The following is a 25,033-nucleotide window of genomic DNA, read 5'->3' as shown; positions in this document are numbered from 1 at the left end:
GGTTGATAGTTGTCTTTCGCGCTGCAAACGGGCCTCAAAAAGAACCGGGCAAAGCGGTTGCCTGGCACTGTTGCGCTGCTATGCTGGTCAAAATGCTGTAGAAGAAGCTTTCGCTCCCCGTTTTCGCCTGCAAAACCCAAAGGGAAGCAAGCTTTGAGAGGCCTTGGCTATTAGCAGAAAGAAAAGCAATTGTTTCCTGTTTTGGGGCTGTTTTTCTGAAAACAGGCCCAAAACAGGAGGAGGTCTGGCTGTTCAGCTCTTTGCTGTCTAAAAAAATACCCGCTCTGCCAGGGCAAAGCGGGCTCAGGTATATCTGAAAGCAGCTTATTCAGCTTCTAATTCCAGGGTTGAGCCGTCTGGGCCCTGCAGGGTCATTTCATCTTCTGTCAGTTCAGTCACGTTGAAGTTCTGGCTAACGTTGTTGTTGGCGTAGGTGAGGCTCAGGGTCTTGGTAGAGGCGTCATACGTCCAGGTGCCGCTGGCCGTCTCAGTGCTGGACGTCTGGTTAAAACTCCCGTTGGCGAAGAACTGTACCTGCTCCTTTTTCTCCTGGCTGGAAAGCTTCTCCTTGTCGCCGGCCGAGTTGGTCTCTTTATTGGCTTTCCAGGTTTTGCTGTTGTCACCGGAGATCATTTTGGTGTTGCCGCCCTCCTTGTCTTTGCCGCCGCAGCTGATGGTGGCCACGCTGAGGCAGAGCACCACCAGCCAGGTGAACAATCCCTGAAAAGGCAAAACATTTCTCTTTTTCATAGTTGTATGGTTAAGTTCAGTAGAAATACGGTCTTCTTTTGCTGAAAACCTGCCTTTAATACGTGGGTTTCTGGCGGCAGTTATCTCTGAATAAAAATAAACCTAACCCAAAAGTGTGCGTAAGAACTATCTTGTATACCAGCTCACTACACACCGTGTGAACGGTTTTAATCCAAAATACGACTATGGGACTATTTGATTTTCTGAAAAACAAGGGCGAAGAGAAACCGGTACAGAAGCCTGCCTCAACGCCCGCTGCCAATAACGACTTTTTTAAGAGCAATCCCGCCCAGCCGGCAGCCGCAGCGCAACCCGCCGCCGCCGCCCAAGACACGTACACCGTTAAAAGCGGCGACTCTCTTTCTAAGATTGCGAAGAGTTTTTACGGAGATGCCCAGCAGTGGCACAAGATACACCAGGCCAACCTGGACCAGATCAAAGACCCTAACCTGATTCAACCAGGGCAGAAGCTGATCATTCCCAGAGGCTAAGAATTTTATTAGGTTTGTTTGTAGAGAAAAGAGTCTTGGCCAGAAGAAGCCAAGGCTTTTTTTCGTTTTAGGGCTCTCCCAAACCTATACGCTGGCGCGATGGAATGGAGTGGCAGAAAAGTAGCAGAGCCGGTTGAAGCGTGGCTTTTTGCCTGCCCATATTCATGGCAGGTACCGTTTTTCGTGCTTCCGTGGCTTTGGGAGCGCCACATGAGGCTCACCTTTGCCTGGTTAAATCACTGCTCTGGCTAATTAAGCGTACAAATTGAATACGTAAGCGTGCCTAAGTGCCACACGTTTCCGTTTTTGGGCTGTTTTGGCCAAAACAGCAAAAACGGAAAATATATTAGGCCTGCGGGTGCCGCTCCAGGTAGCTGGCGACGGCCTGGCAGGTGGCGATTACGTTAAGCCCTTTTTCTTGGGCATACTCCAGCCCGTGTTTGATGAGTTGATCGGCGTAGCCTTTGCCGCGGTACTCCTGCTCAATGAAGGTGTGCTGAAAATCAATAGCTGCTTCTTCTGGAAGCGCGTACGCCAACTCTCCAATTTCCTCTTTCCCCAGGTAGGCGGTAAACTGTTGGGCGCTGGTATCGTGCTGAATTTCTAAAGACATAGTGCTGGTTTTTAAGAACAGCTGCCCGTGTAGCAGCCGCTTACAATACCCCGTTTGGGTTTAAAAGGTTGACTCCATGAATTGGGAAATGGCAACGGCCGGACTCTCTGCGCTTTGCTTCAGGTGTTCTGCAATGCGCTGTCGTTCTTCCAGTGATTTGTTCTGGCTCAGTTTCTCCTTGCCCTGGACCTGAGTGGCCCTCACCTCAAACGCCACTATGCCCCGCGCCATGGCTTCTTTGTAGTGCTGCGGCAGCTGCGCCCACTGTTGCTGGTAAGCTGGTTCATACGCCTGGATCATTTTCTCCAGGAGAGGGAATACTGTTGCAGGGTCTTCAATTAATTGGACATTGCCATATACATGCACCGCCACGTAGTTCCAGGTGGGCACGTTCAGGGTCTTGTTATATAGGGAAGGTGAAATATAAGCGTGCGGCTCCTGGAAAATAACCAGCACCTCCTGGCCCATCATTTGGGTCCATTGCAGATTGCCCGGGCCAGATGGGAGTGCAGGAGCACCTGACCTTCCCTTTCGTCTACGGTAAACGGAAGATGGGTGGCTACTGGCCGGTTGTCTTGCTGGCTGATGAGCGTGGCAAACGGATAGGCCTCCATGAATGCCAGCTGCTTTGCCTGGTCTTTTAATTGGTAGTGCGGCGGAAGGTACATAAATACAAAAATGAAGGTTCTGGTGGGAACAAGGTGTTGGAAAGGGACGGCACAGAAGATCAGTTTCTGAAACTTGTGCCGCTTCTGAAGGAAGAGGGCCGGCTGTAGAAAAAGCGCTGCTTAACACTTTCTTTGTGCTGCAAAAGCCCATACCCAAAGCCTGCCTTCTGGTTCTTGCCGCCTTTGTGGCGCTGCGAAGCGGTACAAGAAAATACTCACTCTCACAGAGAAGCTGTTTCACGTTTTTTTCAGACAATGGCGCAAACGTGCGCTTGTGCCTATAGGGGAAGTGAGTTTCTGTTTCCGGGCTGTTTTTGGGAAAGTAGCCCTAAAACAGACGCACAAGCGCACGCTGGCGCCATGCCCGGGTCAGGCACGATTCCTAGCCATAGAAAAAGGGAAAAACGCGAATGAGCTTCAGAACTTTACCTTGCTGGTCTTGCCAATTCAAAAGTTTAAAATGCCGTCATAATGAAAATTTCTGTTTTCGGCCAGTTTTGAGAAAAACAGGCCGAAAACAGAAATTTAAAAGCTACTGCTTAGGCGGGGAAAGAAGTGGCCTACAGGGCTCCTTGAATGATTTCATCTACCACCGGCGGGTCCAGCAGGGTGCTGGTGTCACCCAGGTTAGACGTGTCCCCTTCGGCTACTTTGCGCAGAATGCGGCGCATGATTTTGCCTGAACGGGTCTTAGGCAGGCCGCTCACAATCTGGATTTTGTCTGGCTTGGCAATCTTGCCAATCTGGTCTACCACGGTCTCAATGACCTCGGCCCTCAGGTTCTCAGGGTTGGCGGGGGCCTCGTCACCGCAGACCACAAACGCGTAAATGCCCTGGCCTTTCACGTCATGCGGGTAACCTACCACGGCGCTTTCTACAATGTGGCGGTTCTGGTTAATGGCATTCTCAATTTCGGCGGTGCCGAAGCGGTGGCCAGAAACGTTGATCACATCATCTACGCGGCCAATGATGCGCCAGAGGCCGTCTTTGTCGCGCTTGGCCCCGTCGCCGGTGAAATAGAGGCCTTTGTAGTTGCTGAAGTAGCTTTGGCGGCAGCGTTCGTGGTCGCCGTAGGTGGTCCTGATGATGCCGGGCCACGGGAATTTCATGCACAGGTAGCCCTCTACTTCGTTTTCTGTGATTTCCTTGCCTTCCTGGTCTACCAAAAGGGGCTGTATGCCGGGCAGCGCGAAGCCGGCGTGGCTGGGTTTCATAGGCGTGATGCCCGCCAGGGAGCTTAGCATGATGCCGCCGGTTTCGGTTTGCCACCAGGTGTCTACCACCGGGCAGCGCTCTTTGCCCACGTGAATGTGGTACCAGTGCCAGGCTTCCTCGTTGATGGGTTCCCCCACTGACCCCAGCACCTTTAAAGAGTCCAGGCTATAGGAAAGCACGTGGTCCAGCCCCGCGCCCATCAGTGACCGGATGGCGGTGGGGGCGGTGTAGAAGATATTCACGCCAAACTTGTCAATCACCTGCCAGAAACGGCCCGGGTCTGGGAACGTGGGCACGCCTTCAAACATTAACGTGGTGGCTCCGGAGAGCAGTGGCCCGTACAGCAGGTAGGAGTGGCCGGTGATCCAGCCCACGTCTGCGGTGCACCAGTAGACGTCGCTCTCATTGTACTGGAATACGTTTCTAAAGGTATAGTCTGTGTAGACCATGTAGCCGCCGCAGGTGTGCACCACGCCTTTGGGTTTGCCGGTGGAGCCGGAGGTATAGAGAATGAAGAGCAGGTCTTCAGCGTCCATTTCCTCGGCGGGGCAGTTTTTATCAACGTGCTCCAGTTCTTCATGGTACCAGACATCACGGCCTTCTACCATGTTCACGGCCCAGCCCAGACGCTCCACCACAATTACCCTCTCTACGCTGGGGCAATCGGCTACGGCTTCGTCTACCACCCGTTTTACCGGAATCTGCTTGGAGCCGCGGTTGAGCCCGTCTGAGGTCAATACCACTTTGGCCTGGGCGTCGTTGATTCTGTCGGCCATGGCCGTGTGCGAGAAACCGGCAAAAATAACAGAGTGTACCGCACCAATGCGGGCGCAGGCCAGCACGGCAAACGCCAGCTCTGGAATCATGGGCATGTAGATGCACACGCGGTCGCCTTTCTGCACGCCGTTACGCTTGAGAATGTTGGCCATCAGGCACACTTTCTCATGCAGCTCACGGTAGGTGAAGCGTATGTAGCGTTCTTTGGGGTCGTTAGGTTCCCAGATGAGGGCCAGCTTGTTGCCGCGCTTCTCCAGGTGGCGGTCCAGGCAGTTCTCGGTGATGTTGAGTTTGCCGTTCACAAACCATTTCACGTTGGGTTCTTCAAAGTTCCAGTCCAGCACCTTGTCCCATTTCTTACGCCAGATAAAGTTATCAGCGATACCGGCCCAGAATTCCTCTGGGTGCTCTACACTTTGTTTATAAGCTTCTTGGTATTCTTCAAGAGAGTTTAAGCGGTACTCCATGTTTGTTAGATTGGTGGTTTGAGGGCTTAAAGATAGGGTTTCTTGCAAAAGTGGCAAGAAAAGAAAGCCACAGCCTGCTGCCTGTTTTTGTTTTTGGGCTGTTTTTTAGAAAATAAGCAGAAACTAGTGGTTTGGTTTTTAGGAATGCAGGTGCTTCTGGTGCTTTCTGTAAGGAATACGTTTGTGGCCGTTCTTTTGGTTTGGCTTGCCTGTTTGTATGAAGGGGGGCTGTTCCCCTGGCGGTGACGGTTGACGACGGAATGCGTAGTCTGTAGTGCCCTTGGCTGTGGCGCTGCTGCTGCTGCAGTGGCAATGCTTAGTCTGCTGTTCCCCTGGCTTTTGCGTTTGCTCCGGTGCGAAACCTCAGCCCTTTCCATAGCTTCTGCTAAGCGCTCACGGCCGCGGGGCCCCGTCCTGGCGGTGAGCACTGCTGTTAAAACTAGGCCCTCCGGCCTTGCCGCTGAAGCGGCACCGTAGTAACAGAGGCGCTCACCGCCAGGACTGGTTTGGGTTCCTCTCCTGATACTTCCTTACTTGCTCTGTCTGCTTCAGTAGGTAACCGTTGCTGATCCGCTAGCCTGTGGCGAGCCCGTGCTGCGCACATCAGCCAGGGGCATGGGTGGTGGAATGTCTGTGGCAGACTGTTAGTGGCAAATTGATAGGGGCTGCTGTAGCTGCTGGCGCGAGTCTCCAGACTCGTGCCTGGTGATGATGGGTAGTCTCTGACTGCCCTCGCTGCCGGGCAGCGACAATGCGCAGTGTTGGTTTACCCGTGCTGAAATTCTTGAACTCCCGCTGGCGCAGGCTTGCAGCTCTTATTTTCTTTTGCTGGTCTTATATTAGTAGATAACTGTTTGGGAGTTGCTGGTGACCTGGTTCAGGTCTGCGATCTGGGCCAGCCTCACACTTCTTCGCCCCCTATGGCGCGGAAGTTACTCCCGTGGCTTCTAACGCCAGCTGATACTCCCGCGCTGGCGCGGGTCCCCAGACTCGTGCCTACTGATGACGAGCGGTCTCTGACTGCCCCCGCGGCGAGGCTGCGAGACCAGGCATTGCTGCTTCTTTCGTACTGAAGTGCCTAAAGAAAAAAGGAAGAACTCAAGACTCAAGACTCAAGACTCAGAACTCAAGACTCAAGACTCCCTTTATTACTCCCTCCCGGGAAGGGTTCTAGAGCGCCTGCCCGCAGTACCGTTGGCTGTGAACCAGGAGAACTTTCTGTTTTGGGGCTGTTTTTTGAAAAACAGCCCCAAAACAGAAAGAGGCCGCTACTCGGCGCCTACTCCTAAATACGTTCTGAGTTTCTCTGACTCAAATTTGGCGGCGGCAGTGGGCTCGGGCTTTAGGAGGGAAACCACAATGCCCATCAGAAAGGCCCCCGACATGGACACCAGGGCTGGGTTTTTAAGTGGGAAAATGGCTTCGTCATACCCCATGATGTCAACCATGATGGTGGGGCTGAGCACAATCAGGACCAGTGACAGCACCGCGCCGGTGGCAATGCTCCAGACGGCGCCCTTGGTGGTGAAACGTTTCCAGATGATAGACATGAGCAACGCCGGGAAATTGGCACTGGCCGCAATAGAAAAAGCCAGACCCACCATAAAGGCTACGTTCTGCCCTTTAAAGACAAGGCCCAGGACAATAGAAAGAATGCCCAGGGCAATGGTGGCGCGCTTGGCTACTTTCATTTCGCCTTGCTCGTTAGAAACGCCGTTCTTGAACACGTGCACGTACAGGTCATGCGAAATGCTGGAGGCCCCTGAAAGCGTCAACCCCGCCACCACGGCCAGAATAGTGGCGAAGGCCACGGCGGCAATAAATCCTAAGAAAGCGGTTCCGCCGGTCTGCTCTGCCAACAGGAGGGCGGCCATGTTGCCGCCTTTGTCAATGCCCTCAATGGCGGGTTTGCCCACCAGCGCCATGGCAGAGAACCCTATCAGGAAGGTGAGCAGATAGAAATACCCAATGAACCCGGTGGCTACAAACACTGATTTGCGGGCGGCTTTGGCGTCTGGCACGGTATAGAAGCGCATGAGAATATGGGGCAGGCCGGCGGTACCCAGCATCAGTGCCAGCCCCAGAGAAAGCGCGTCAAACGGATTAGTGATATAGCCGCCCGGGGCCAACATCTCCTGTCCGTAATTGGTGCTCACAGACTCCAGCAGATTGCCTGGGCTAAAGCCGAATTTGGAAAGCGACAGCAGCACCAAAACCGTAGCCCCGCTCAACAGCAGCACCGCTTTGATAATCTGCACCCAGGTGGTGGCAATCATACCGCCAAACAGCACATACAGGGTCATCACGCAGCCTACCACCAACACCGCAATCTCATATTCCAGCCCGAACAAGGTCTTGATCAGGCCGCCGGCGCCCACCATCTGGGCAATCAGGTAAAACGCAATGGTGAGGAGAGAACCCACGGAAGATACAATCCGGATGGGCCGCTGCCGCAGCCGGTAGGCCACCACATCTGCAAAGGTGTATTTGCCCAGGTTTCTGAGTGGTTCGGCAATCAGGAACATGATGAGCGGCCAGCCCACCAGAAACCCGATGGAGTAGATCAAACCGTCATACCCTTTGGTGGCCACCATGCCGGCAATCCCCAGAAAGGAAGCCGCACTCATATAGTCGCCCGCCAGGGCCAGGCCGTTCTGGAAACCTGAGATGTTTCTGCCGGCGGCGTAGAACTCTGAGCCGGTTTTGGTTTTCTTGGCCGCCCAGTACGTGATGTACAAGGTGACCGCTACAAAAAGAAAGAACATGCCAATAGACACCGGGTTGGCGGTGCCTAGCGTAGAGGCGGCAGGGGCGGGTAACGCCTGCAGAAGGAGAGAAAGTTGCATTTGTTAGTAGGTAGGTGATGGGTAGGTGAGAGGTGCTTAGGAGATCTTCTTCTTTAATTCCTCAACAGAGGAGTCATATTTGCTGTTGGCCCAGAAGACATAGATGCCCGTCAGAACCCAGGCGAACAGAATGATGCCCAGCCCTACGGGAATGGCCAGGGTGGCATACGCCCCAATTTTTTTTGCCAGCAGCTCTTTGTTGAAAGCCACCACCAGCAGAAACCCGAAATACACCAGCAGCATGGCAAAGGTGAGTACCAGGGAAACCGACCAGCGCTGCTTCACTAACTTTTTGAAAGCGCTGCTTTCCAGAATTTCATGCGGGGGGGTAGAAAGGTCACTCATTTTTTTGATGATAGGGTGGAACAAAGTACTGCTAACCGGGAATTTGCCCACACGGCAGGCTTTCCCATATTAATTAATTTGAATATAAGATTTTATATCAGGGAAAGCACACTTAAAGAGAATTTTTTACCTTAGAAGCCTGTTTTGAAGATAAATTGATAAAATTCTACCATGTTGCTCTCTAACCACAGTGGGAAAACCTTAGAAGCCGGGCTGGATGAGGCGGGCCGCGGCTGCCTGGCGGGGCCGGTGGTGGCGTCGGCGGTGATTCTGCCGCCAGATTACTTTCACCCGCTGCTCAATGACTCTAAACAACTTACCGCCAAACAGCGGGACCTGCTGCGCGAAGAGGTGTGCCGGGAAGCCGTACACTGGGCCGTGGCTGAGGTGAGCCCCAAAGAGATAGACCAGATCAATATCTTAAACGCCTCTTTTCTGGCTATGCACCGGGCGCTGGACCAGCTGCAGGCAGAGCCCGAGTATCTATTGGTAGACGGCAACCGTTTCAAAGCCTACAAGGCCGTGCCGCACGCGTGCATGGTTAAAGGGGATGGCCGGTTTTACAGCATTGCGGCCGCGTCTGTACTGGCCAAAACCCATAGGGATGAGCTGATGTGCCGGCTGGCGCAGGAGTTCCCGCAGTACGGTTGGGAAAGAAACGCCGGGTACCCCACCAAACACCACCGAAGCGCCATTGCCGGTTACGGTACCTGCGTGCACCACCGGCTCACGTTCAGGCTGCTGCCAGAGCAACTGGAGCTGGCGTGGGGCTAAGAGAATGATGGCGTTCCGCCGGCGGCGGAACAGGGGCAACCGTGTCAAATACCGGCAATTTCCTGTTTTTAAGCTGTTTTGGGAAAACAAGCCAAAAACACGGGTGCACCGCCGCCTAAAACCAGAAGGGCCAGCTTGAGAACAAGCTGGCCCTTCTGGTGTAGCAGGTAGTTGGTCTGCTATTGGGGTTTCAGTTTCAAAAGGTCTAAGAACAGGCTAAAGCTGTCCAGGCTGGAGGCGCCGTCATTAAAGGTGTCAAACGTTAACGGCTTTACAATATACCCGCTCACTCTCAGGCTCTGGGCCGCATGGCGGTCTGAGTCTTCACTGGAAGTGGTCATGATAAACACGTTCAGGTGCGCCAGGAAAGGGTCTCTGCGAATCTCTTCCAGAAACTCTATCCCGTTCATTTTGGGCATGTTAATGTCCAGCAGAATAATAGTGGGCAGCGGGTTCAGCTTAGGTATGCCGGGCTCACCCCGCAGCATGGCCAAGGCCTCGCGACCGTTCTTAGCTTTGTGCAGCGGGACCATTACTTTGATTTTTCTTAACTCCCTTTCAACACTCATGGCGTCAAGGTAATCGTCTTCCACTAACAAAATACTAGGTTGAGAATCACTCATCATCTATTATTTAATGATACTAAATAAGGTTCAAAAATAGGGACTTCTTAGCTGTCGGTCAATTTAAATTTGGGCCAGGTGAAGGTAAAGACTGAGCCTTCGCCCAGTTTAGACTCTACCCGTATCTGGCCGCCGCGTCGTTCAATGATCTTTTTGACAATAGCCAGGCCCACCCCCGTACTTTCTACGGCATCCCGCTCCTGCAGGGTTTGGAAAAGCACAAATATTCTGTCATGGTACTCTGGCTCAATGCCCGGGCCGTCATCCATCACTGAGAATTCATGCACCTCGTCCAGCTCCCGGTGCAGAATGGTAATGTTGCCTTCAGGGCCGTGGTGGTACTTGATGGCGTTGCTCATGAGGTTGGAGAACACCTGCTGCAGCTCTACCTTGGCCGCCCTGAGCGTGGGGAGCCGGCTGGGAATATGGAACTGGAAACCGGCCGGCGGGTTGAGCATGTCTACCAGTTCATATAATAGCGCCTGCACGTCAACATTCTCTTCCTGCAGGTTAGACTTGCCCACGCGGGCCAGCGCCAGAATGCCGTTGATGAGGTTCTCCATGCGGTGCACCCGTATGCGCATCATCATGAGGTATTCCTGGATGTGGCCCGGCAGTTCTTTGCCCATGTCTTCCTCTACCCACCGGGAGGCGTTCTCAATTCCGCGCAGCGGGGCCTTCAGGTCATGTGACACCACGTAGGCAAACTGGTCCAGTTCCTTGTTCTTGCTGCCCAGCTCGGTGAAGGTTTTGTCAATAGTGGCCGCCATGCGGTTCAGGGAGTCAGACAGGCGGGTCAGTTCATCGTGCTCGTTGTCTTCAATCTGGGTTTTGTATTCGCCATGCGAAATCTTGTCTGCCAGGTTCACCATTTTCATGATTCGGCGGGTGATGAGGCGGGTGATGTAGTAGGCCCAGCCCATGCCCAGCAGCACTGAGAGAATGGTGAGGGAGGTGGAGACGTAGCGGGTGTCGGCTATACTTTCATCCAGACGGTTCTTGCGCACGGCCCGGCGCTCAAACTCAATGGTGTTAAAGGCTTTGAAGTAGATACGCATGCGGTCTGTGAGGCGCTTGCCTTCTTCATTGACCACCAGGTAGCCGTGCTTCAGGTTGCTGATGCCCTCAATGCTGGCGAGCGTGTCTGCCATGGCTCTCTCTTTTTCCTCAATGAGGGGTTCGGCAAAATCATACCGCCACTGCTTGTGCAGTTCCTCTATCTCCTCTACCCGCCTGAGCTGCTCTGGGTGGTCTTTCTCATATTCTTTGAGGAGCGAAAACTGGCTGGGCAGAAGTTCAGCGGCCACGTTGTAGGGCTCCAGAAATGATTTTTTACCGGTGAGCAGATACCCCCGCAGACCGGTCTCCATGTCAATGAGGCTCCGTTGCAGGGAGGCTGAGGTACGGGTAATGTTCTGGGAGTCAGATACAAAGTCTGAGTTGGCAATCACATCTTCAGAGAGCCGGTAGTTGACAATGGCCACCGCTGTGAAAATGAAGGAGATGAGAACAAAGCCTGCAAAGAGCTTGGTTGAAAGATTCATGTATAAGGGGCTATGGAGGTGGGGTGAGCCACCGCTTTGGTATACACAGAAACAGCCGCGTTCACCTTCTGGTCAACCGGCTGTACAAAAGTATCAATTTTAAGCAAACCTACACGGCCATTGCTTTGAGCGGAAATACGTCAATATGTGCCTGCCCCTGAGGGGTGGCGCACCCTTTTATATAGTTTAAAATCATGGTTTTGAATAGCTCCTGGTAGTCAAAGGCGAAGGCCGGGAAAAGCCTGGGGTTCAACAACCCGTACATGTGGTTCAGGAACATGCGGGCCGCCAGCTCTGCGTCTACGTCTTGCTGCAGGTACCCCTGGTCTTTGCTCTGCTGAATGAGCGGCCGTAAGTAGTTGCGGGTAAGCAGGCGCATGAGCAGCTGCAGCCGGGCCCATGACTGGGGGTAATACACCTGCAGGTCATAGACAAACGCGTGGTTGAAAGAATACACCTCTTCAAGGCACAGCTGCAGCACCTGCAGCAAGGCCTCTAGCGAGTGGTCTGCCTCAGAGATAATCTGCTCTGCCACCTTCTGCCTGACTCTGATGGAGTGGCTTATGCATTCCTGCACCAGTTCTTTTTTAGAGCCGGCAATCTCGTTCAAAGTGCCCCGGGAGATATCCAGTAATTCCAGAAGAGTTTCAGTAGAGATATCCTCAATACCTTTCTGCTCAAAAATCACCAAAGCCTCGTGTAAAATGGTATCCCTAAAACTCATATCCAACCAAGTACTAACGCAACAACTCTGTTCCAGAAGACTTCAATCTCCTCTCCAACCGGCCATTCTGGAGCCTAGGCTGGCAGAATTGTACCAATAAAATGTGATACGAAGCCTTGGAATGGAGGGTTTTAGATTTTTAGAACAAACCTTTGCACCGTCAGAAGAAAGAAGGGGCTGAGCGTTTTTTTTAAAGGACACAGAAACTGCTGCTGCCAAAAAAGGGAGTAAAACCGCCAAAAAGAAGCTACCGGACAACAAGGCGGCGCGCCTGCAGATTTGCATTTAAAGCAGAAGTTTATTGGAGGAATAAAGAATAAGTGCAATAATAAGGTTCAGCCGTTGTTCTCTGGTAAACGGTTTCTAAAGCCAGGGTAATTGCCTACTTTTGCCTTTCTGTTAGAAGGTGCTCCTAAACAACCCATACATGGAATTAAAGAAAATAGCTCTAAATGATGTGCACGAGGCGCTGGGCGCTAAAATGGTGCCATTTGCCGGTTACAACATGCCTGTTCGCTACAGCTCTGATCTGGAGGAGCACCACACGGTAAGAAAAGCCGTGGGCGTTTTTGACGTGTCACACATGGGGGAGTTTCTGGTGTCTGGGCCGCAGGCCCTGGACCTGATTCAGCGTGTGACGTCTAATGATGCCTCTAAGCTGACCCCGGGCAAGATTCAGTACTCCACGTTTCCCAACCAGCAGGGCGGGATTGTAGATGACCTGCTGGTGTATTGTCTGGCAGAGGAAGAGTATATGCTGGTGGTCAACGCCTCTAACATTGAGAAAGACTGGAACTGGGTCAACCAGTTCAACACCAACGGTGCCCAGCTCAAAGATATCTCAGACGAGCTTTCCCTCTTTGCGGTACAGGGGCCTAAGGCGGCACAGGCGCTCCAGTCACTGACCTCGGTTGACCTGGCCAACATGGTCTATTACACCTTTGACAAAGGCGAATTTGCGGGGGTGCCCAATGTGATCATCTCAGCTACGGGGTACACCGGCGCGGGTGGGTTTGAAATCTACGTACCCAATGAGAACGCCAGAGAGGTCTTTGACAAAATCATGGCGGCCGGGGCCGAGTTCGGGATTAAACCCATTGGCCTGGGAGCCCGTGACACCCTTCGGCTGGAGATGGGGTACTGCCTCTACGGCAATGACATCACAGACACCACCTCACCGCTGGAAGCCGGGCTGGGCTGGGTGACCAAGTTCACCAAAGACTTCACCAATGCCCAGAACCTCAAAGCCCAGAAGGAACAGGGCGTCTCCAGAAAACTGGTGGGGTTTGAGATGATGGAGCAGGGCATTCCGCGCAGCCACTATGAGATTGTTGACGCAGAGGGCACCACCATTGGCGAAGTAACCTCTGGCACCATGTCGCCCTCTCTGGGCAAGGGCGTGGGCTTAGGCTACGTGAAAACCGAGTTCTCGGCCCCCGGAACAGAACTCTTTATCAAAGTGCGCAACAAGCAGCTCAAGGCGCAGGTGGTGAAACTGCCGTTCTACAAACCAACAGTATAAAGAGTTCTGAGTCTTGAGTCATGGGTCCTGAGTCAGATAATTTTAATTTTTCAGGCTTTAGACTCAGAACAACCGCAGGCGTTTTAGGGCTGTTTTCCAGAAAACAGCCCTAAAACGCCAATTTTTTATATGACTCAAGGCTCAGAACTCAGAACTTTTTCAAAATGCCTTCTATAGATGTTTGTTTCAGCCCAGAGCTGTTGCCGCTGTATGATTTAAAGGGAAAGATTGCCGTGGCGGTAGATGTGCTGCGGGCTACGTCTAGCATGGTGACCGCCCTGGCGCACGGGGTTTCCCACATTGCCCCGGTAAGTGACCTGCAGGAATGCCTGGCGTTCCGGGAGAAGGGCTACCTGGTGGCCGCTGAGCGGGATGGCATCAAGGCAGACGGGTTTGACTTTGGCAATTCGCCGTTTCATTACCGGGAGGGCGTAGAAGGCAAGCGGCTGGCCATCACCACCACCAACGGCACGCAGGCCATCAGGCTGTCACGCGCGGCAGATGAGGTGCTGGTGGGGGCGTTTGTGAACGTGGGCGCCGTGGCCCGCTACGTGCGGGCCAAAGGCAAAGACGTGGTAGTGGTCTGTGCCGGCTGGAAAGGCCTGTTCAATCTGGAAGACACGCTCTTTGCCGGGGCGCTGGCTGAACGATTGCAAGCTGACTTCCACCTGAACCATGACGCTACCCTGGCGGCGTACCACCTGTACCAAACCGCCAAAACTGATTTGCTTGGTTTCTTGTCCAAGTCCTCACACGTGCAACGGCTGGAGCGGCTGCACATTCTGCCAGACATTGAGTTCTGCCTGCAGGAAGACGTGTACCAGCTGGTGCCCGTGCTGCAGGGTGAAGTGCTGGTGCCGGCAGAGTTGGGGTAAGCGCTTTTCTCCATAAACGGCAGGAGCGGCCCACAGATACCAATTAGTAGCAATTTCGTTTCTGGCTTATTTTCTAGAAATCAGCGCCAAAACAGCCTTAATAAGCAAGCGTAAGTTCTTTCTCTGCTTTTTTAAATCTGTCATCCTGAAAGGATCCCGGTGGCGAACGGTAATAGCTACCGCTTTTCTAGTTCGCCCACTGTTCCCTAAGATTCTTCCAGATTGACAAAGAGGGGAGGCGTGATGCTGGCTAAATTCCCGTTTTTGGCCTGTTTTCAGAAAAACAGCCCGAAAACGGTTTTTCTCTTTTGTTGAATTATCCCTTTAGCTTGGGGTTGTTCTGGTGACGGTCTTTGTCCCGGGCGGTGCGTTTCTCCAGGCCTTTCTGGAACGCTTCGGTCAGGTTTACGCCGGTTTGGTTCGCCAGCGCAATCAATACGAACAGCACATCAGCCATCTCAGTGGCCAGGTCTACTTCCTCGTCGCTCTTCTTAAACGACTGGTCCCCGTACCGGCGGGCAATGATGCGGGCCACTTCGCCCACCTCCTCTGTGAGAATGGCCAGGTTGGTCAGTTCAGAGAAGTACCGCACGCCTACGTCTTTAATCCAGGTGTCTACGGCTTGTTGGGCTTGCTCTAGGGTCATTTTTTAATGAGTGAAGGAGTGAATGCGTGATTGAGTGAATTTTATAATGTACTGATGTGCAAATGAGAATTGTGTTTTAGGGCTGTTTTCGGGGAAATAAGCCAAAAACACGTTTTCTAGTTTCGGCCTGTGGCCGATGCCCAAACACAATCAACAATGAACAATTATTCGCGGTTTTGCGAGTCAATGGTGATGGTGACGGGGCCGTCATTGAGCAGGCTCACCTTCATGTCTGCGCCAAAAATACCCGTGGGAACCGGTTTGCCCAGCTCCTTTTCCAGGGTCTGGTGAAACTGCCCGTACAGCGGAATGGCCACGGCCGGCGGTGCGGCGTTGATGTAAGAAGGGCGGTTGCCTTTCTTGGTGTTGGCGTACAGGGTGAACTGGCTAATGAGCAGAAGGCCGCCCTGCACGTCTTGCACGCTCTGGTTCATCTTGTCTTCCGCGTCATTGAAAATACGGAGCTGGACAATTTTCCGGGCTGTCCAGGCCAGGTCTTCGGGGGTGTCTGTGGGGGTGAAGCCGGCTAACACCAGCAGCCCCTGGCCAATTTGGCCGTTCACGTTCCCTTCAATGGTCACAGATGCCTGCGTGACCCGCTGTAGCACTACGCGCATAATTTTAACTGTGTGAATGTCATCGGTTCAGAAAAACCTGCCTCTACAGGAGGGGGCGTATTCTGTTTTCGGCCTGTTTTTGGGAAAACAGGGCGAAAACAGACCCGGGCGGCCGCCAATACAGACACCGCCCATGAGGGGTGTTACCCCCGGGCGCTCTGAACTTTGCGCAAGTTACTAAGAAAACGCGGGGTGGCTTTGCACCCTGATCATATCAATTTGTAGAGAAAGGACGCTGAAGCGGAGGTTTTTCCGTTATTTTTGTGTTTCCTAACCCTTACAGGATGCCGAAAAAGACGATTTACTGGCTTTGTGGTGTGGTGGTGCTGTTGGCGCTGGGCTTTTACGGGTTTACCAAATGGACAGAGGCTCGCGAAAAAGTAGACCTCTGGACGCTGGTACCTGATGATGCCGTCTTTATTGCCGAAACCAACAGCGTGCCCCGGTTCATTGACCACCTGCAGGAGTCAGACCTGTGGTCTACCGTCTCGCAGATGCCCTTTGTGCTGCGGCTGGAAGACCAGCTGACCACCCTGGACAGCCTTTCTGGCGGCCGCTCCCAGTTCAGAAACTTCCTGGTCAATAAGAACATGCTGGTGTCTTTGCACGTGATGGGGCGCACTGACCAGGAGCTGCTCTATTACATACCGGTAAACACGGTGGCAGAGCACCGCTACATCAGGACCCTGGTGGAGAATGTGGTGAAGGCAGACGAGTACCGGCAGGAGGTACGGGATTACCAGGGGTTTCAGATCACAGACATCGTTCACCAGAACAACACCAACAACTTTTCTTTTTTCAGCTACCACAACAACCTGGTGATCAGCGCCAGCCCGGTGCTGGTAGAGGAGGTGGTGCGGCGCATAAACCGGGGGCAGCTGGAATCACCGGCCAAAGATTACAAGAACACCAACTACCTGAGCCAGCCAGAGGTGTACGCCAACGTGTTCATCAACTACCAGCACGTGCCAGACCTGTTCAGTACCTTTCTGAAGGAAGACCTGCTGGATGACGTGAACCTGTTGAGCAGCCTCTGCCGCAACAGCATGCTGGAGCTGAAACTGAACAACAACCGGCTTTTCCTGAACGGCTTCTCTAACCCGGAGACGGTGGAGGGGTCCCTGTTCAGCCGGTTGAAAGGGCATGCCGCCAAATCTTTCAAGCTCAGGGAGGTGATTCCCAACCGGGCGGCGGTGCTGCTGCACCTGGGCATGAACCAGATGGGGGTGCTCAGGGCGGTGTCAGGCAAGCCCAATGCCTCGTTTCTGGACACTCTGGCCAATTCGTTTGCCGGGGAGCTGGGGCTCTGCTACTTAGAGGCCTATGACACCAGAACCTCGCCAGAGAAGGTCCTGTTTGCGCAGGCGTCTAACCCGGCGTACACCCAGTCCCTGCTGAACCGCCTGCAGCCGGGGCAGACCGCCGGTACTCAGGAAAAGTATGCCGACCACACCATTCGGTTGCTGACAGCCAAAGATCTTCCACAGCAGCTGTTTGGAGACATGTTCAAGGGGTTTGACCAGACCTATTATACCACGCTGCAAAACTATATCCTGTTCACAGATGATGTGGCCACCATGCGTTCGCTCCTGGCAGAGGTGAAGGCGGGCAAGGTCTGGGGCAAGTCTGAGGCCATGGAGCCGCTGCTGGCAGAAACGCAGCAGGAAGACAACGTGGGGCTGTACATCCACACCGCCAACGCCTGGAACCTGCTGGTGCGGTCTATGAACAACCAGATCCAGGCGGCCCTGTTGCGCAACAGCAGCATTGTAAAGAAGTTCAATTACCTGAGTTTCCAGTTCAGTGCCGCCGAGCAGCAGTACTACACCAGCCTGATCTTGCGGCACCAGGAGGAGTCTTCTGTGAAGAAGGTGCTGGCCTCCCAGGGCATTACCCAGGAAGAGACGTATGACCTGAAGAGCCGGTTGCTCACCATGCCGTTCCTGTTGCAGTACCCCGTTGACAACACCGCTGAGCTGGTGGTGCAGGACTCGGCACTGGTGCTGCACGGGGTGTCAGCCCAGCTGGACAGGCAGAACTGGACAGACACGCTGGATGCCCGGGTCATGGGGCCGGTGCACCAGTTGGTGTATGGGGCAGACAAACGGCTCAAATATTTTTTCGCCACGCCTAACCGTATCTTTGGGGTAGACAAGAACGGGAATGACCTGGAGAACTTCCCGTTTACGTTGGGAGACTCCCTGCGTCTGCAGCAGTTGACCGTGTTTGACTATGACAAGAACGGGAACTACCGGCTGGCGGTAGATGACCAGCTGGGCAATATCTTCCTGCTGGACATGCAGGGCAACCTGCAGGGCGGGTGGACGCCTATGCGCTTAGACAGCCGGCTGGCCGCGCCGCCGCAGCACCTCAAGGTCAACGGCAGAAACGTGATCATGGTGGTGCTGGAGAATGGGTTTGTCTATGCCTTTGGCGAACAGGGGGAGCCATACCCCGGTTTCCCCATCAACCTGGGGGCCAACCTGCGGTCAGGGCTTTTTGTCAAGCCGGGCATTTCCTTCCGCCGCTCTACCTGCGCCACCGTTACCCAGAGTGGCGAAGTGGTCACATTTGACCTGACGGGCGAAATCATTAGCCGGAAACAGCTGCTGCGCCCAGACCGGAGAAGCACCTTTGAGCTGGTGCCGGAGCCAACCGGTAAATCTTACATCATAGCCCGGACAGACCCTGGGCGGGTGGCGCTGTACAGCCAGGAGCTCAAACTGCTGCTAGACCGGCGGTTTGTCACGTCGTCAGCTAAGGAGGTGCAGTACTTCCACTTTGGGGGAGACAAGAAGCTGTACGTGATCAGGGAGACCGGTACGCGCAAAGCCTATCTGTTTGACGTGCAGGCCCAGCCGCTGGGCAAAGACCCCATCAATACCTCATTCCCGGTGAGTGTGCAGTTCAACGAGGTGCAGAACCAGTACATTCTCTTTGCCTCCTTTAACCGGGTGCTGCAGAAGATAACGGTGCAGGGTAGAAACTAATTAGCGCTGCAGCTCCACCTCTGCCCACCGGGGCTTCTACTTCTTTTGGCTACTCTGCTGCTGTTTTAGGGCTGTTTTCTGGAAAACAGCCCTAAAACAGCGGGGGCTTTCCTGGTGGCAGACAGGCAGAGGGGCTTTCTTGCTGACAGACTTGGGATTATTTGACGGGGTTGACAAAATTTTTTTTCTGCACAACATTTGTATGTACATTAATTGTTTATACATTTGCAGCACTTAAACAGTAAGTCAAAAAGAAATGAAACTAAGAAACACCGTTTTAGCAGCGCTGGTAGCGTTGGTAACATTCGCATTTGCAGGCAAAGGCGCAGACTACAAAGTAGTAGCCAATCAGTCTAAAGTGGCCTGGGTAGGCACCAAGGTGACTGGTGAGCACTCAGGCACCATCAGTATTGCAGATGGTAAACTGGTTAGCGACGGCAAGAACATTCTAGGGGGTACCTTTACCATTGACATGGGTTCTATTGCCTGCACAGACATCTCTGATGCTAAAATGAACCAGAACCTGGTGGGTCACCTGAAGTCAGAAGATTTCTTTGGGACCGCCAAATACCCAACGTCTACCCTGGTGATCAAAAACGCGAAAGCCACCGGCAAAGGCCAGTACCTGGTGTCTGGTGACCTGACCATCAAAGGCATCACCAAGCCCATCCAGTTCCCGGCTACTATCCAGCACGCCGGTAACCAGATCAAAGCCAACGCCAAGGTAACCGTTGACAGAACCAAATATGACATCAAATACGGGTCAGGCAGCTTCTTTGACAACCTGGGCGATAAAGCCATCAGCAATGACTTTGTGCTAGACATCAATCTGGTAGCTAAGAAATAAGCAGCACACAAAATTACAGGAACAAAAAAGGCGCTCCCAAAAGGGGCGCCTTTTTTAGTGGGTAGCTTGAAGGCCTGTTTTGAGCCTGTTTTCTGGAAAACAGACCCAAAACAGGCGCTACTTATTACTGAGCCAGCCTTTGCGGTAGAAGAAATACACCATGCCGGTGACCACCAACCCCATAAAAGTGAGCAGGTACACATACCCGTACGGGTGGTACAGCTCCGGCATGTTCCACTCATTGATACCGCCGCGGGGGTTCTCCCGCGAAAAGTTCATGCCGTACAACCCCACAATAAAACTCAACGGAATAAAGATGGTGGAGATGATGGTCAATACTTTCATGACCTCATTCATGCGGTTGCTCACGTTTGAGAGGTACAGGTCTGAGAGGTTGCTGGTGGTCTCCTTGTAGTTGTCTACCAGGTCCATGAGCTGCACGGCGTGGTCATACACGTCCCGGAAGTAGATTTTCAGCTCCGCCGGAATCACCTCCTCATCCATGCGCAGCAGCTCGTTGATCTTGTCCCGCTCCTGCCACACCGTGCGGCGCAGCTTCACCACCTCGCGCTTCAGGTCCAGGATCTGGGTGAGCAGTTGGCGGCCGGGGTTCTCAAACAGGCAGTCTTCCAGCTCCTCTGCGTAGTCGCCAATCTTGGCCATGGCCGGAAAATAGTAGTCAGTGATCACGTCTAAAATGCCGTGGGTGAGCGACATGACGGGGCGTTTCCGGATAGTACCCTTGCCCGACCTGATGCGGTCCCGCAGCACGTCCAGGCAGTCATGGTAGTCACTCTGGAAGGTCAGCACATAGTTGGGGCCGGTGAGCAGGGTGAGTTGCCGGTCTTCCAGCTTGTGCTCCTCATTGAACTCAATCATGCGGGACACAATGAACAGGCGGTCGGTTTCGTCTTCCACCTTGGGGCGCTGGTAATCATTGACTATGTCTTCCATCTGCAGCGGGTGGATCTGGAAATCAGCCATCATGCGTTCCAGCACCGGCACATCGGCGTAGCCCCGTACATCAAGCCAGTGCTTGGCCTGCGGGTGTTCCCTGAACGTGTGCATGAGGCTGTCATAGCCCTGGTGCTCCTGCTCCAGAAAAAAATCAGGCCCGTAAGAAATCAGGAAAAACCGGGGCGCAAGGGCGTTCTCCGGCAGGGCCAGCGACCCCGGCCGCTGCCCGGCCTTCCGGGAGATAGTGTCCGGCCGAAGCCGCTTAGGGATATGGTAATCTGTCATGCACAATCAGGTTCAAAAACGGCGCAGCCTTCCCCGCACCAGCAAGGGGGCCGGGTGCCCAGCAGGGCCAACGGCTCAAAAGGTACGAAAATCTGGCTTGCAAGGCTGACCTGTTTCCGGCCTGTTTTCTGAAAAACAGGCGGAAACAGAAAGGGGCCGCTTTTGGCCTCGGCGTTGCCGAAGCCAGGTTCTTTAAAAGGGGCCAGAAAGGCCGCTGGCAAAATGCGTTCTTCTGAAGCGACGCCAGGGGCTGTTACAGGATTATGTGTGTTACCGCCGCCGCCGTTGACGTTTATGAACCAGAGCCTCCCGGGGCATTTTCGGCCTTTGGCCGAAGGAGGATGTGCTCCCTAAGGTTGTGGTAAGCTGGTCTAAAATTGCCTTTAGAGATCAAAGACGGCTCCCGGGGTGTCTGGAGAATTGCACCATCTGCGTCACAAGACTGAAGTCCCGCGCCAAGGTAGCTGCCTTACGGCTAGTTTTTAAGAAGGTAACGTGAACCGGGGAGTTAAAAGATGTTGTGCTCCAAAAAGAGAGGCAGACAAAGAGAGCCACCACCTGAGGGACGGGGTGGGTTTAGAGCATGTTTAAATTTGCCTTTTGCACTGCAAACGGGTATCAAAAGAACCTGACTTCGCGGTTGACTCGCACCATAGCGGGGCGTATGCTGCTCAAAAAACGCTATAGAAGAACCTTTCGCTCCCCGTTTTCGCTTGCAAAATCAAAATTTAAACAAGCTCTTAAGGTTGGGAAGGCGGTGAGAATTCTAACGCAGGCGGCCCAGTTTGGAGAACTGCTCTTCTAGTTGCGGGGCCAGGCTGGTGCGCACCTCTACGGTGAGTTGGCAATCCAGCTGAAAGTCCTGCTGCCGAACCAGAAGGTCATAGTCTTTCACCACCCGCATCACGTCATTCATCTGCTCATAACTGAATTGGACCGTGAGGAACGTGGTTTCATGGCGTTCTACTACGTAGGCCTGGGCCAATGCCTCAGCGGTGGCGGTTTTGTAGGCGTGAATGAGGCCGCCCACGCCCAGCTTGATGCCGCCAAAATACCGGATCACCACCACCAGCACATTGCTCAGATCTGCAGATTTGATCTGCCCCAGGATGGGGTCTCCCGCTGAGTGGTTGGGCTCACCGTCATCATTGGCGCGGTAGGTGGCCCGGTCAGCCCCCAGCAGGTACGCGTAGCAGTGGTGGCGGGCGTCAAAGAATTCTTTGCGCAGGGCTTGCAGGATCTCTTTCACCTCCTCTTCAGAGCGCACCGGGTACGCCTTGGCAATAAACTTGCTGCCTTTCTCTTTGTACAACCCCTCAACGGGTGCGGCTATGGTGCGGTAGGTATCCTGCATGGAACGCAAAATTACGAAGTATTTAGGAAAGGGCAGAAGTGCGTTTTGGGGCTGTTTTCCAGAAAATAGCCCTAAAACAGGTTGAAGCAGACAGGCCCCCGTGCCTGATAAAATAGGAGGAACCGCACCGGCACGGCCACCAGATGTCATCTCTGGTTCAAAGGCCGTGGTGCGGTATAGGGAATACCGGTTGCCGCTCTGTGGGCTTGGCAGAATAGGGGCCTGGAATTCACCCAGGATAGAAACATGCCTTATGCTCAGGCACGGGGAGCGGTCTACTGGTTTAGCTTAAAAGGAGAGCCTGCAGCGTCTAGAACCGGACGCGGCGCAGCCGGTTGAATTAGGAAGCTATTCTGTAGGGGAGGGATCAAAGGATGGGCGAAGGGGGTAGGCGGATCTTGGTTCTTGCTCTTGGCGCTACTATTGTTACCATTCTGGCGGGTTTGCGTAACTTGGGGGCAAATGATGCCATCAGAACCTTACCTACTGCCGTTTTCAACCTTTTCAGATGCCGGGGGCACGTTAGTTTCCACCCAAGACGCCGCTGGTCTGCCCTTTGCCGTGCAGCGGGTTTTCTGGGTGTACCCTAACGGGGCTGACACCGTGCGCGGGGGGCACGCCCACCGCACCACCAAAGAGGTGCTGACGGTAGTGCAAGGGAGCGTGGTGGTGCATACGCAGACTGCCCGGGGCAAAAAGGCCTTTGAGCTGTCAGATATCTCCCAGGGGCTGTACATACCGCCGCTGTGCTGGATTGCGGTACATCCTGCAGCAGATGCTATTCTCTGTTGCATGACCTCCACATGTTTTGAAGAGTCAGACTATATCAGGGAGTACCAGGAGTTTTTGAAGCTTCTGGCAAAGTAACCAAGCCCGCCGGAGAAGAACCCATGGACGTCATCAAATACACAAGCGCGTATGAGAATGAGTGGAATGCTTTTGTGCAACGCGCAAAGAACGGGCATTTCATGTTTCAGCGGCGCTACATGGGGTACCATTCCTCCCGGTTTCAGGACGAGTCTTTGCTGTTCTTCCAAAAGAACAGGCTGGTAGCCGTCTTGCCGGCGCATGTGCAGGGAGAGACGCTGTATTCACACAATGGCCTCACATTTGGCGGCGTTCTCTGTGACGCTGCTATGACTTTTTTGGGAATGCGGGAGGTGTTTTCGGCCTTGAAAGTCTATTTAAAGTCGCAAAATATTCATGCCCTGGTGTACAAAGCGATTCCGGCGTGTTACCACCAGTTGCCGTCTAATGAAGATGTGGCGGTGCTGACCCAGTTGGGGGCAGAAATGACGGCCCGGGATTTGGTGAGCGTACTAGATCTTTCGGCACCCAGAAAGTATTCAAAAGGGGTGAAATGGGCGGTGCAGAAAGCAAAGAAAGCTGCCTTGGAAGTGAGAAGGAGTGAGAATCTCTCTGCGTTTATGCAAATCATGCAGGAACTGCTCCAAACCAAGTACAGGGTATATCCCACGCATTCAGTAGAAGAACTCCGGCAGTTGGCAAGGAGTTTTCCGGAGAATATTGTATTGTACGGGGTGTTCCAGGGGCAGGAGCTTTTAGGCGGGACGGTGGTATTTGTAACAGAGCAGGTAGTGCACGCCCAATACATTGGCATGGGGGAAGAAGGGAAGGCACTGGGGGCCACCCCGTATCTGCTGGACAAGATTTTCTCTGCGTATCAGGGCCAGAAACGGTATTTTAGCTTTGGGACTTCCCCTGGCCCGCCATATATCAATGAGCAGCTGTATTACTTCAAAGAGAGCATGGGGGCCAGGGCCATGCTGCAGGAGCGGTATCTGCTCACCTGGAAGTAAGGAGCAGGCCATGACACAGGAGAACAACATGCAAGTACCCTTCTTCACGTTCAGAGACTTCCCTGACGGAATACATGCACGAATTGAGCAGACGCTGGTAGAGGAGTACCGGAGGCAGCAGTTCATTTTGGGTGCTTCCGTTCAGGAGTTTGAGCGAAGTTTTAGTGATTATATTGGGGTAAAAGAGGCAGTAGGTGTCGGTAACGGGTTTGACGCCCTGGTACTGAGTCTGCGGGCGTTAGGGGTTGGCCCCGGAGATGACGTATTGCTGCCGGGGAACAGTTTCATTGCCACCATCAATGCGGTGCAGCAGGTGGGGGCTACTCCTGTGCTGCTGGACCCAGATGAGAAAACCTACAACCTCACCGCCCAGGCCGTTAACCAAGCCATTACCCAGCACACAAAGGCAGTGATACCGGTTCATTTATTTGGGTTGCCGTGCCCCATGCCCCAGATCATGCAGGTGGCGCAGGAGAAGGGCATTCTGGTGGTAGAAGACTGTGCGCAGGCGCACGGGGCGGTGGTGGCGGCCGGCAAGTAGGTTCGTTTGGGCATGTGAACGCCTTCAGTTTTTACCCAACCAAAAACCTGGGGGCGGTGGGAGACGCGGGTGCCGTGGTGAGCCAGGATCTGGAGCGGCTGAACTTTATCCGGAAATACCAGAACTACGGGCAGTCCCAGCGGTACGCGTATGAGCTGCCCGGCGTGAACTCCCGCCTGGATTCTCTGCAGGCCGCCGTGCTTTCAGTGAAACTCCCGTATCTGGGGCAGCTCAATGAGGAGAGGAGGAGATTGGCCAGAAGTTACAGCCAGCAGTTGGCGGGGGTGGGGGATCTGGAGTGCCCGGCAGAAGTTCCCCCCGGGACTGAGCCGGTGTTTCATCTGTACGTGGTCAGAACGCGGCAGCGTGATGCATTGCAGCAATACCTGCAGAAAAAAGGTATCAGCACCCTGGTGCATTATCCGGTGCCGGCCCACTTGCAGAAAGCTTACGGCCATCTGGGGGTGAGAAAAGGGGGCTTGCCCGTAACAGAGGCGTTGGCGGCTACCAGTCTCAGCCTTCCGCTTTACCCGGGTATGACCGAAGGGGAGCAACACTATGTGGTGGAGCAGGTGCAACATTTCTTCGCCTGACGTGCAGGCCAAACCAACCAGTTTTCTCCCCTAAGCCCATATTCCCATTTTGGTTTTGCAGGCGAAGGCGGGGCGTGAAAGATCCTGGCGAAGTGGTTTTTGATCAGCATAGCAGCGTTCCGGAGAGTGAGAAGGACGAAAGCAGGTTC

General features: G+C 53.7%; 20 protein-coding genes and 2 pseudogenes. 9 read left to right on the top strand and 13 right to left on the bottom strand.

From position 1 onward, the window contains the following. Positions 1-324: 324 nt before the first annotated feature. Complete coding sequence (locus tag A8O25_RS03710) at positions 325-750, bottom strand: lipocalin family protein (RefSeq protein WP_066830974.1); 426 nt, start codon at positions 748-750, stop codon at positions 325-327. Positions 751-935: 185 nt separating this feature from the next. Here A8O25_RS03710 and A8O25_RS03705 point away from each other — a divergent pair, with 185 nt between their 5' ends. Next, a complete protein-coding gene (locus A8O25_RS03705) occupies positions 936-1,241 on the top strand; it encodes a LysM peptidoglycan-binding domain-containing protein (protein ID WP_066830972.1) in 306 nt (101 codons plus the stop codon). Positions 1,242-1,587: 346 nt separating this feature from the next. Here the strand turns inward: A8O25_RS03705 and A8O25_RS03700 are convergent, their stop codons facing one another. From A8O25_RS03700 to A8O25_RS03670, 5 genes and pseudogenes are all read right to left on the bottom strand, one after another. Continuing rightward, positions 1,588-1,854 (bottom strand): GNAT family N-acetyltransferase, encoded by a 267-nt coding sequence (locus A8O25_RS03700; protein ID WP_066830970.1) that lies wholly within the window; start codon positions 1,852-1,854, stop codon positions 1,588-1,590. A gap of 60 nt (positions 1,855-1,914) precedes the next feature. Then, positions 1,915-2,468 (bottom strand): annotated as a pseudogene (locus A8O25_RS03695) (FMN-binding negative transcriptional regulator). A 614-nt stretch (positions 2,469-3,082) separates the two neighbouring features. Next, positions 3,083-4,981 (bottom strand): acetate--CoA ligase, encoded by a 1,899-nt coding sequence (gene acs / locus A8O25_RS03685; RefSeq protein WP_066830966.1) that lies wholly within the window; start codon positions 4,979-4,981, stop codon positions 3,083-3,085. Positions 4,982-6,249: 1,268 nt separating this feature from the next. Then, entirely contained in the window at positions 6,250-7,827 is a 1,578-nt protein-coding gene (locus A8O25_RS03675) for a sodium:solute symporter family transporter (RefSeq protein WP_066830964.1), read from the bottom strand. A 36-nt stretch (positions 7,828-7,863) separates the two neighbouring features. Beyond that, entirely contained in the window at positions 7,864-8,172 is a 309-nt protein-coding gene (locus tag A8O25_RS03670) for a DUF485 domain-containing protein (protein ID WP_066830962.1), read from the bottom strand. 171 nt (positions 8,173-8,343) lie between these two features. Between A8O25_RS03670 and A8O25_RS03665 the strand changes: the two genes are divergently transcribed. After that, positions 8,344-8,946, top strand: coding sequence for a ribonuclease HII (locus A8O25_RS03665; RefSeq protein ID WP_066830960.1), 603 nt, complete (start codon positions 8,344-8,346; stop codon positions 8,944-8,946). A gap of 179 nt (positions 8,947-9,125) precedes the next feature. On the opposite strand, the gene A8O25_RS03660 is transcribed toward A8O25_RS03665, so the two are convergent. The 3 genes from A8O25_RS03660 to A8O25_RS03650 all read right to left on the bottom strand — a co-directional run bounded on the left by A8O25_RS03660 (position 9,126) and on the right by A8O25_RS03650 (position 11,837). Next, positions 9,126-9,539: a response regulator gene (locus A8O25_RS03660; RefSeq protein ID WP_338152724.1), complete on the bottom strand. Its 414-nt coding sequence runs from the start codon at positions 9,537-9,539 to the stop codon at positions 9,126-9,128. Between the two features lie 77 nt (positions 9,540-9,616). Next, positions 9,617-11,113 carry a sensor histidine kinase gene (locus A8O25_RS03655; protein WP_066830956.1) on the bottom strand — a complete coding sequence of 499 codons (1,497 nt, stop codon included), beginning with the start codon at positions 11,111-11,113 and terminating at the stop codon, positions 9,617-9,619. A 109-nt stretch (positions 11,114-11,222) separates the two neighbouring features. Then, positions 11,223-11,837 (bottom strand): TetR/AcrR family transcriptional regulator, encoded by a 615-nt coding sequence (locus A8O25_RS03650; protein ID WP_066830954.1) that lies wholly within the window; start codon positions 11,835-11,837, stop codon positions 11,223-11,225. A 427-nt stretch (positions 11,838-12,264) separates the two neighbouring features. Between A8O25_RS03650 and gcvT the strand changes: the two genes are divergently transcribed. Then, positions 12,265-13,359 carry a glycine cleavage system aminomethyltransferase GcvT gene (gcvT, locus tag A8O25_RS03645; protein ID WP_066830952.1) on the top strand — a complete coding sequence of 365 codons (1,095 nt, stop codon included), beginning with the start codon at positions 12,265-12,267 and terminating at the stop codon, positions 13,357-13,359. Positions 13,360-13,523: 164 nt separating this feature from the next. Further along, the gene (locus A8O25_RS03640) at positions 13,524-14,234 is read left to right on the top strand and encodes a 2-phosphosulfolactate phosphatase (RefSeq protein ID WP_066830950.1); all 711 of its coding nucleotides are present in this window, start codon (positions 13,524-13,526) and stop codon (positions 14,232-14,234) included. A gap of 316 nt (positions 14,235-14,550) precedes the next feature. Here the strand turns inward: A8O25_RS03640 and A8O25_RS03635 are convergent, their stop codons facing one another. Both A8O25_RS03635 and dtd read right to left on the bottom strand, forming a co-directional pair. Then, complete coding sequence (locus A8O25_RS03635; protein WP_066830948.1) at positions 14,551-14,880, bottom strand: nucleotide pyrophosphohydrolase; 330 nt, start codon at positions 14,878-14,880, stop codon at positions 14,551-14,553. A gap of 164 nt (positions 14,881-15,044) precedes the next feature. Next, positions 15,045-15,497 carry a D-aminoacyl-tRNA deacylase gene (dtd, locus tag A8O25_RS03630; protein ID WP_066830946.1) on the bottom strand — a complete coding sequence of 151 codons (453 nt, stop codon included), beginning with the start codon at positions 15,495-15,497 and terminating at the stop codon, positions 15,045-15,047. A 284-nt stretch (positions 15,498-15,781) separates the two neighbouring features. Between dtd and A8O25_RS03625 the strand changes: the two genes are divergently transcribed. Both A8O25_RS03625 and A8O25_RS03620 read left to right on the top strand, forming a co-directional pair. After that, positions 15,782-18,487: a hypothetical protein gene (locus A8O25_RS03625; RefSeq protein ID WP_153042569.1), complete on the top strand. Its 2,706-nt coding sequence runs from the start codon at positions 15,782-15,784 to the stop codon at positions 18,485-18,487. Positions 18,488-18,743: 256 nt separating this feature from the next. Next, positions 18,744-19,334 carry a YceI family protein gene (locus A8O25_RS03620; RefSeq protein WP_066830943.1) on the top strand — a complete coding sequence of 197 codons (591 nt, stop codon included), beginning with the start codon at positions 18,744-18,746 and terminating at the stop codon, positions 19,332-19,334. 117 nt (positions 19,335-19,451) lie between these two features. Here the strand turns inward: A8O25_RS03620 and corA are convergent, their stop codons facing one another. Both corA and A8O25_RS03605 read right to left on the bottom strand, forming a co-directional pair. Continuing rightward, complete coding sequence (gene corA, locus A8O25_RS03615) at positions 19,452-20,576, bottom strand: magnesium/cobalt transporter CorA (RefSeq protein WP_066830941.1); 1,125 nt, start codon at positions 20,574-20,576, stop codon at positions 19,452-19,454. A 766-nt stretch (positions 20,577-21,342) separates the two neighbouring features. Further along, complete coding sequence (locus A8O25_RS03605) at positions 21,343-21,930, bottom strand: IMPACT family protein (protein WP_066831052.1); 588 nt, start codon at positions 21,928-21,930, stop codon at positions 21,343-21,345. A 462-nt stretch (positions 21,931-22,392) separates the two neighbouring features. On the opposite strand from A8O25_RS03605, the gene A8O25_RS03600 reads away from it, so the two are divergent. The 3 genes and pseudogenes from A8O25_RS03600 to A8O25_RS03590 all read left to right on the top strand — a co-directional run bounded on the left by A8O25_RS03600 (position 22,393) and on the right by A8O25_RS03590 (position 24,884). Further along, entirely contained in the window at positions 22,393-22,797 is a 405-nt protein-coding gene (locus tag A8O25_RS03600; protein ID WP_082893417.1) for a sugar 3,4-ketoisomerase, read from the top strand. 23 nt (positions 22,798-22,820) lie between these two features. Then, entirely contained in the window at positions 22,821-23,750 is a 930-nt protein-coding gene (locus A8O25_RS03595; protein WP_066830934.1) for a GNAT family N-acetyltransferase, read from the top strand. Then, positions 23,671-24,884: pseudogene (locus tag A8O25_RS03590) on the top strand (DegT/DnrJ/EryC1/StrS family aminotransferase). The gene A8O25_RS03595 and the pseudogene A8O25_RS03590 overlap by 80 nt, the downstream one beginning before the upstream one ends. Positions 24,885-25,033: the final 149 nt, after the last annotated feature.

The sequence above is a fragment of the Rufibacter ruber genome (assembly GCF_001647275.1).
In the GTDB taxonomy this organism is placed as follows: domain Bacteria; phylum Bacteroidota; class Bacteroidia; order Cytophagales; family Hymenobacteraceae; genus Nibribacter; species Nibribacter ruber_C.
This window is presented reverse-complemented; position numbering and strand designations above follow the sequence as displayed.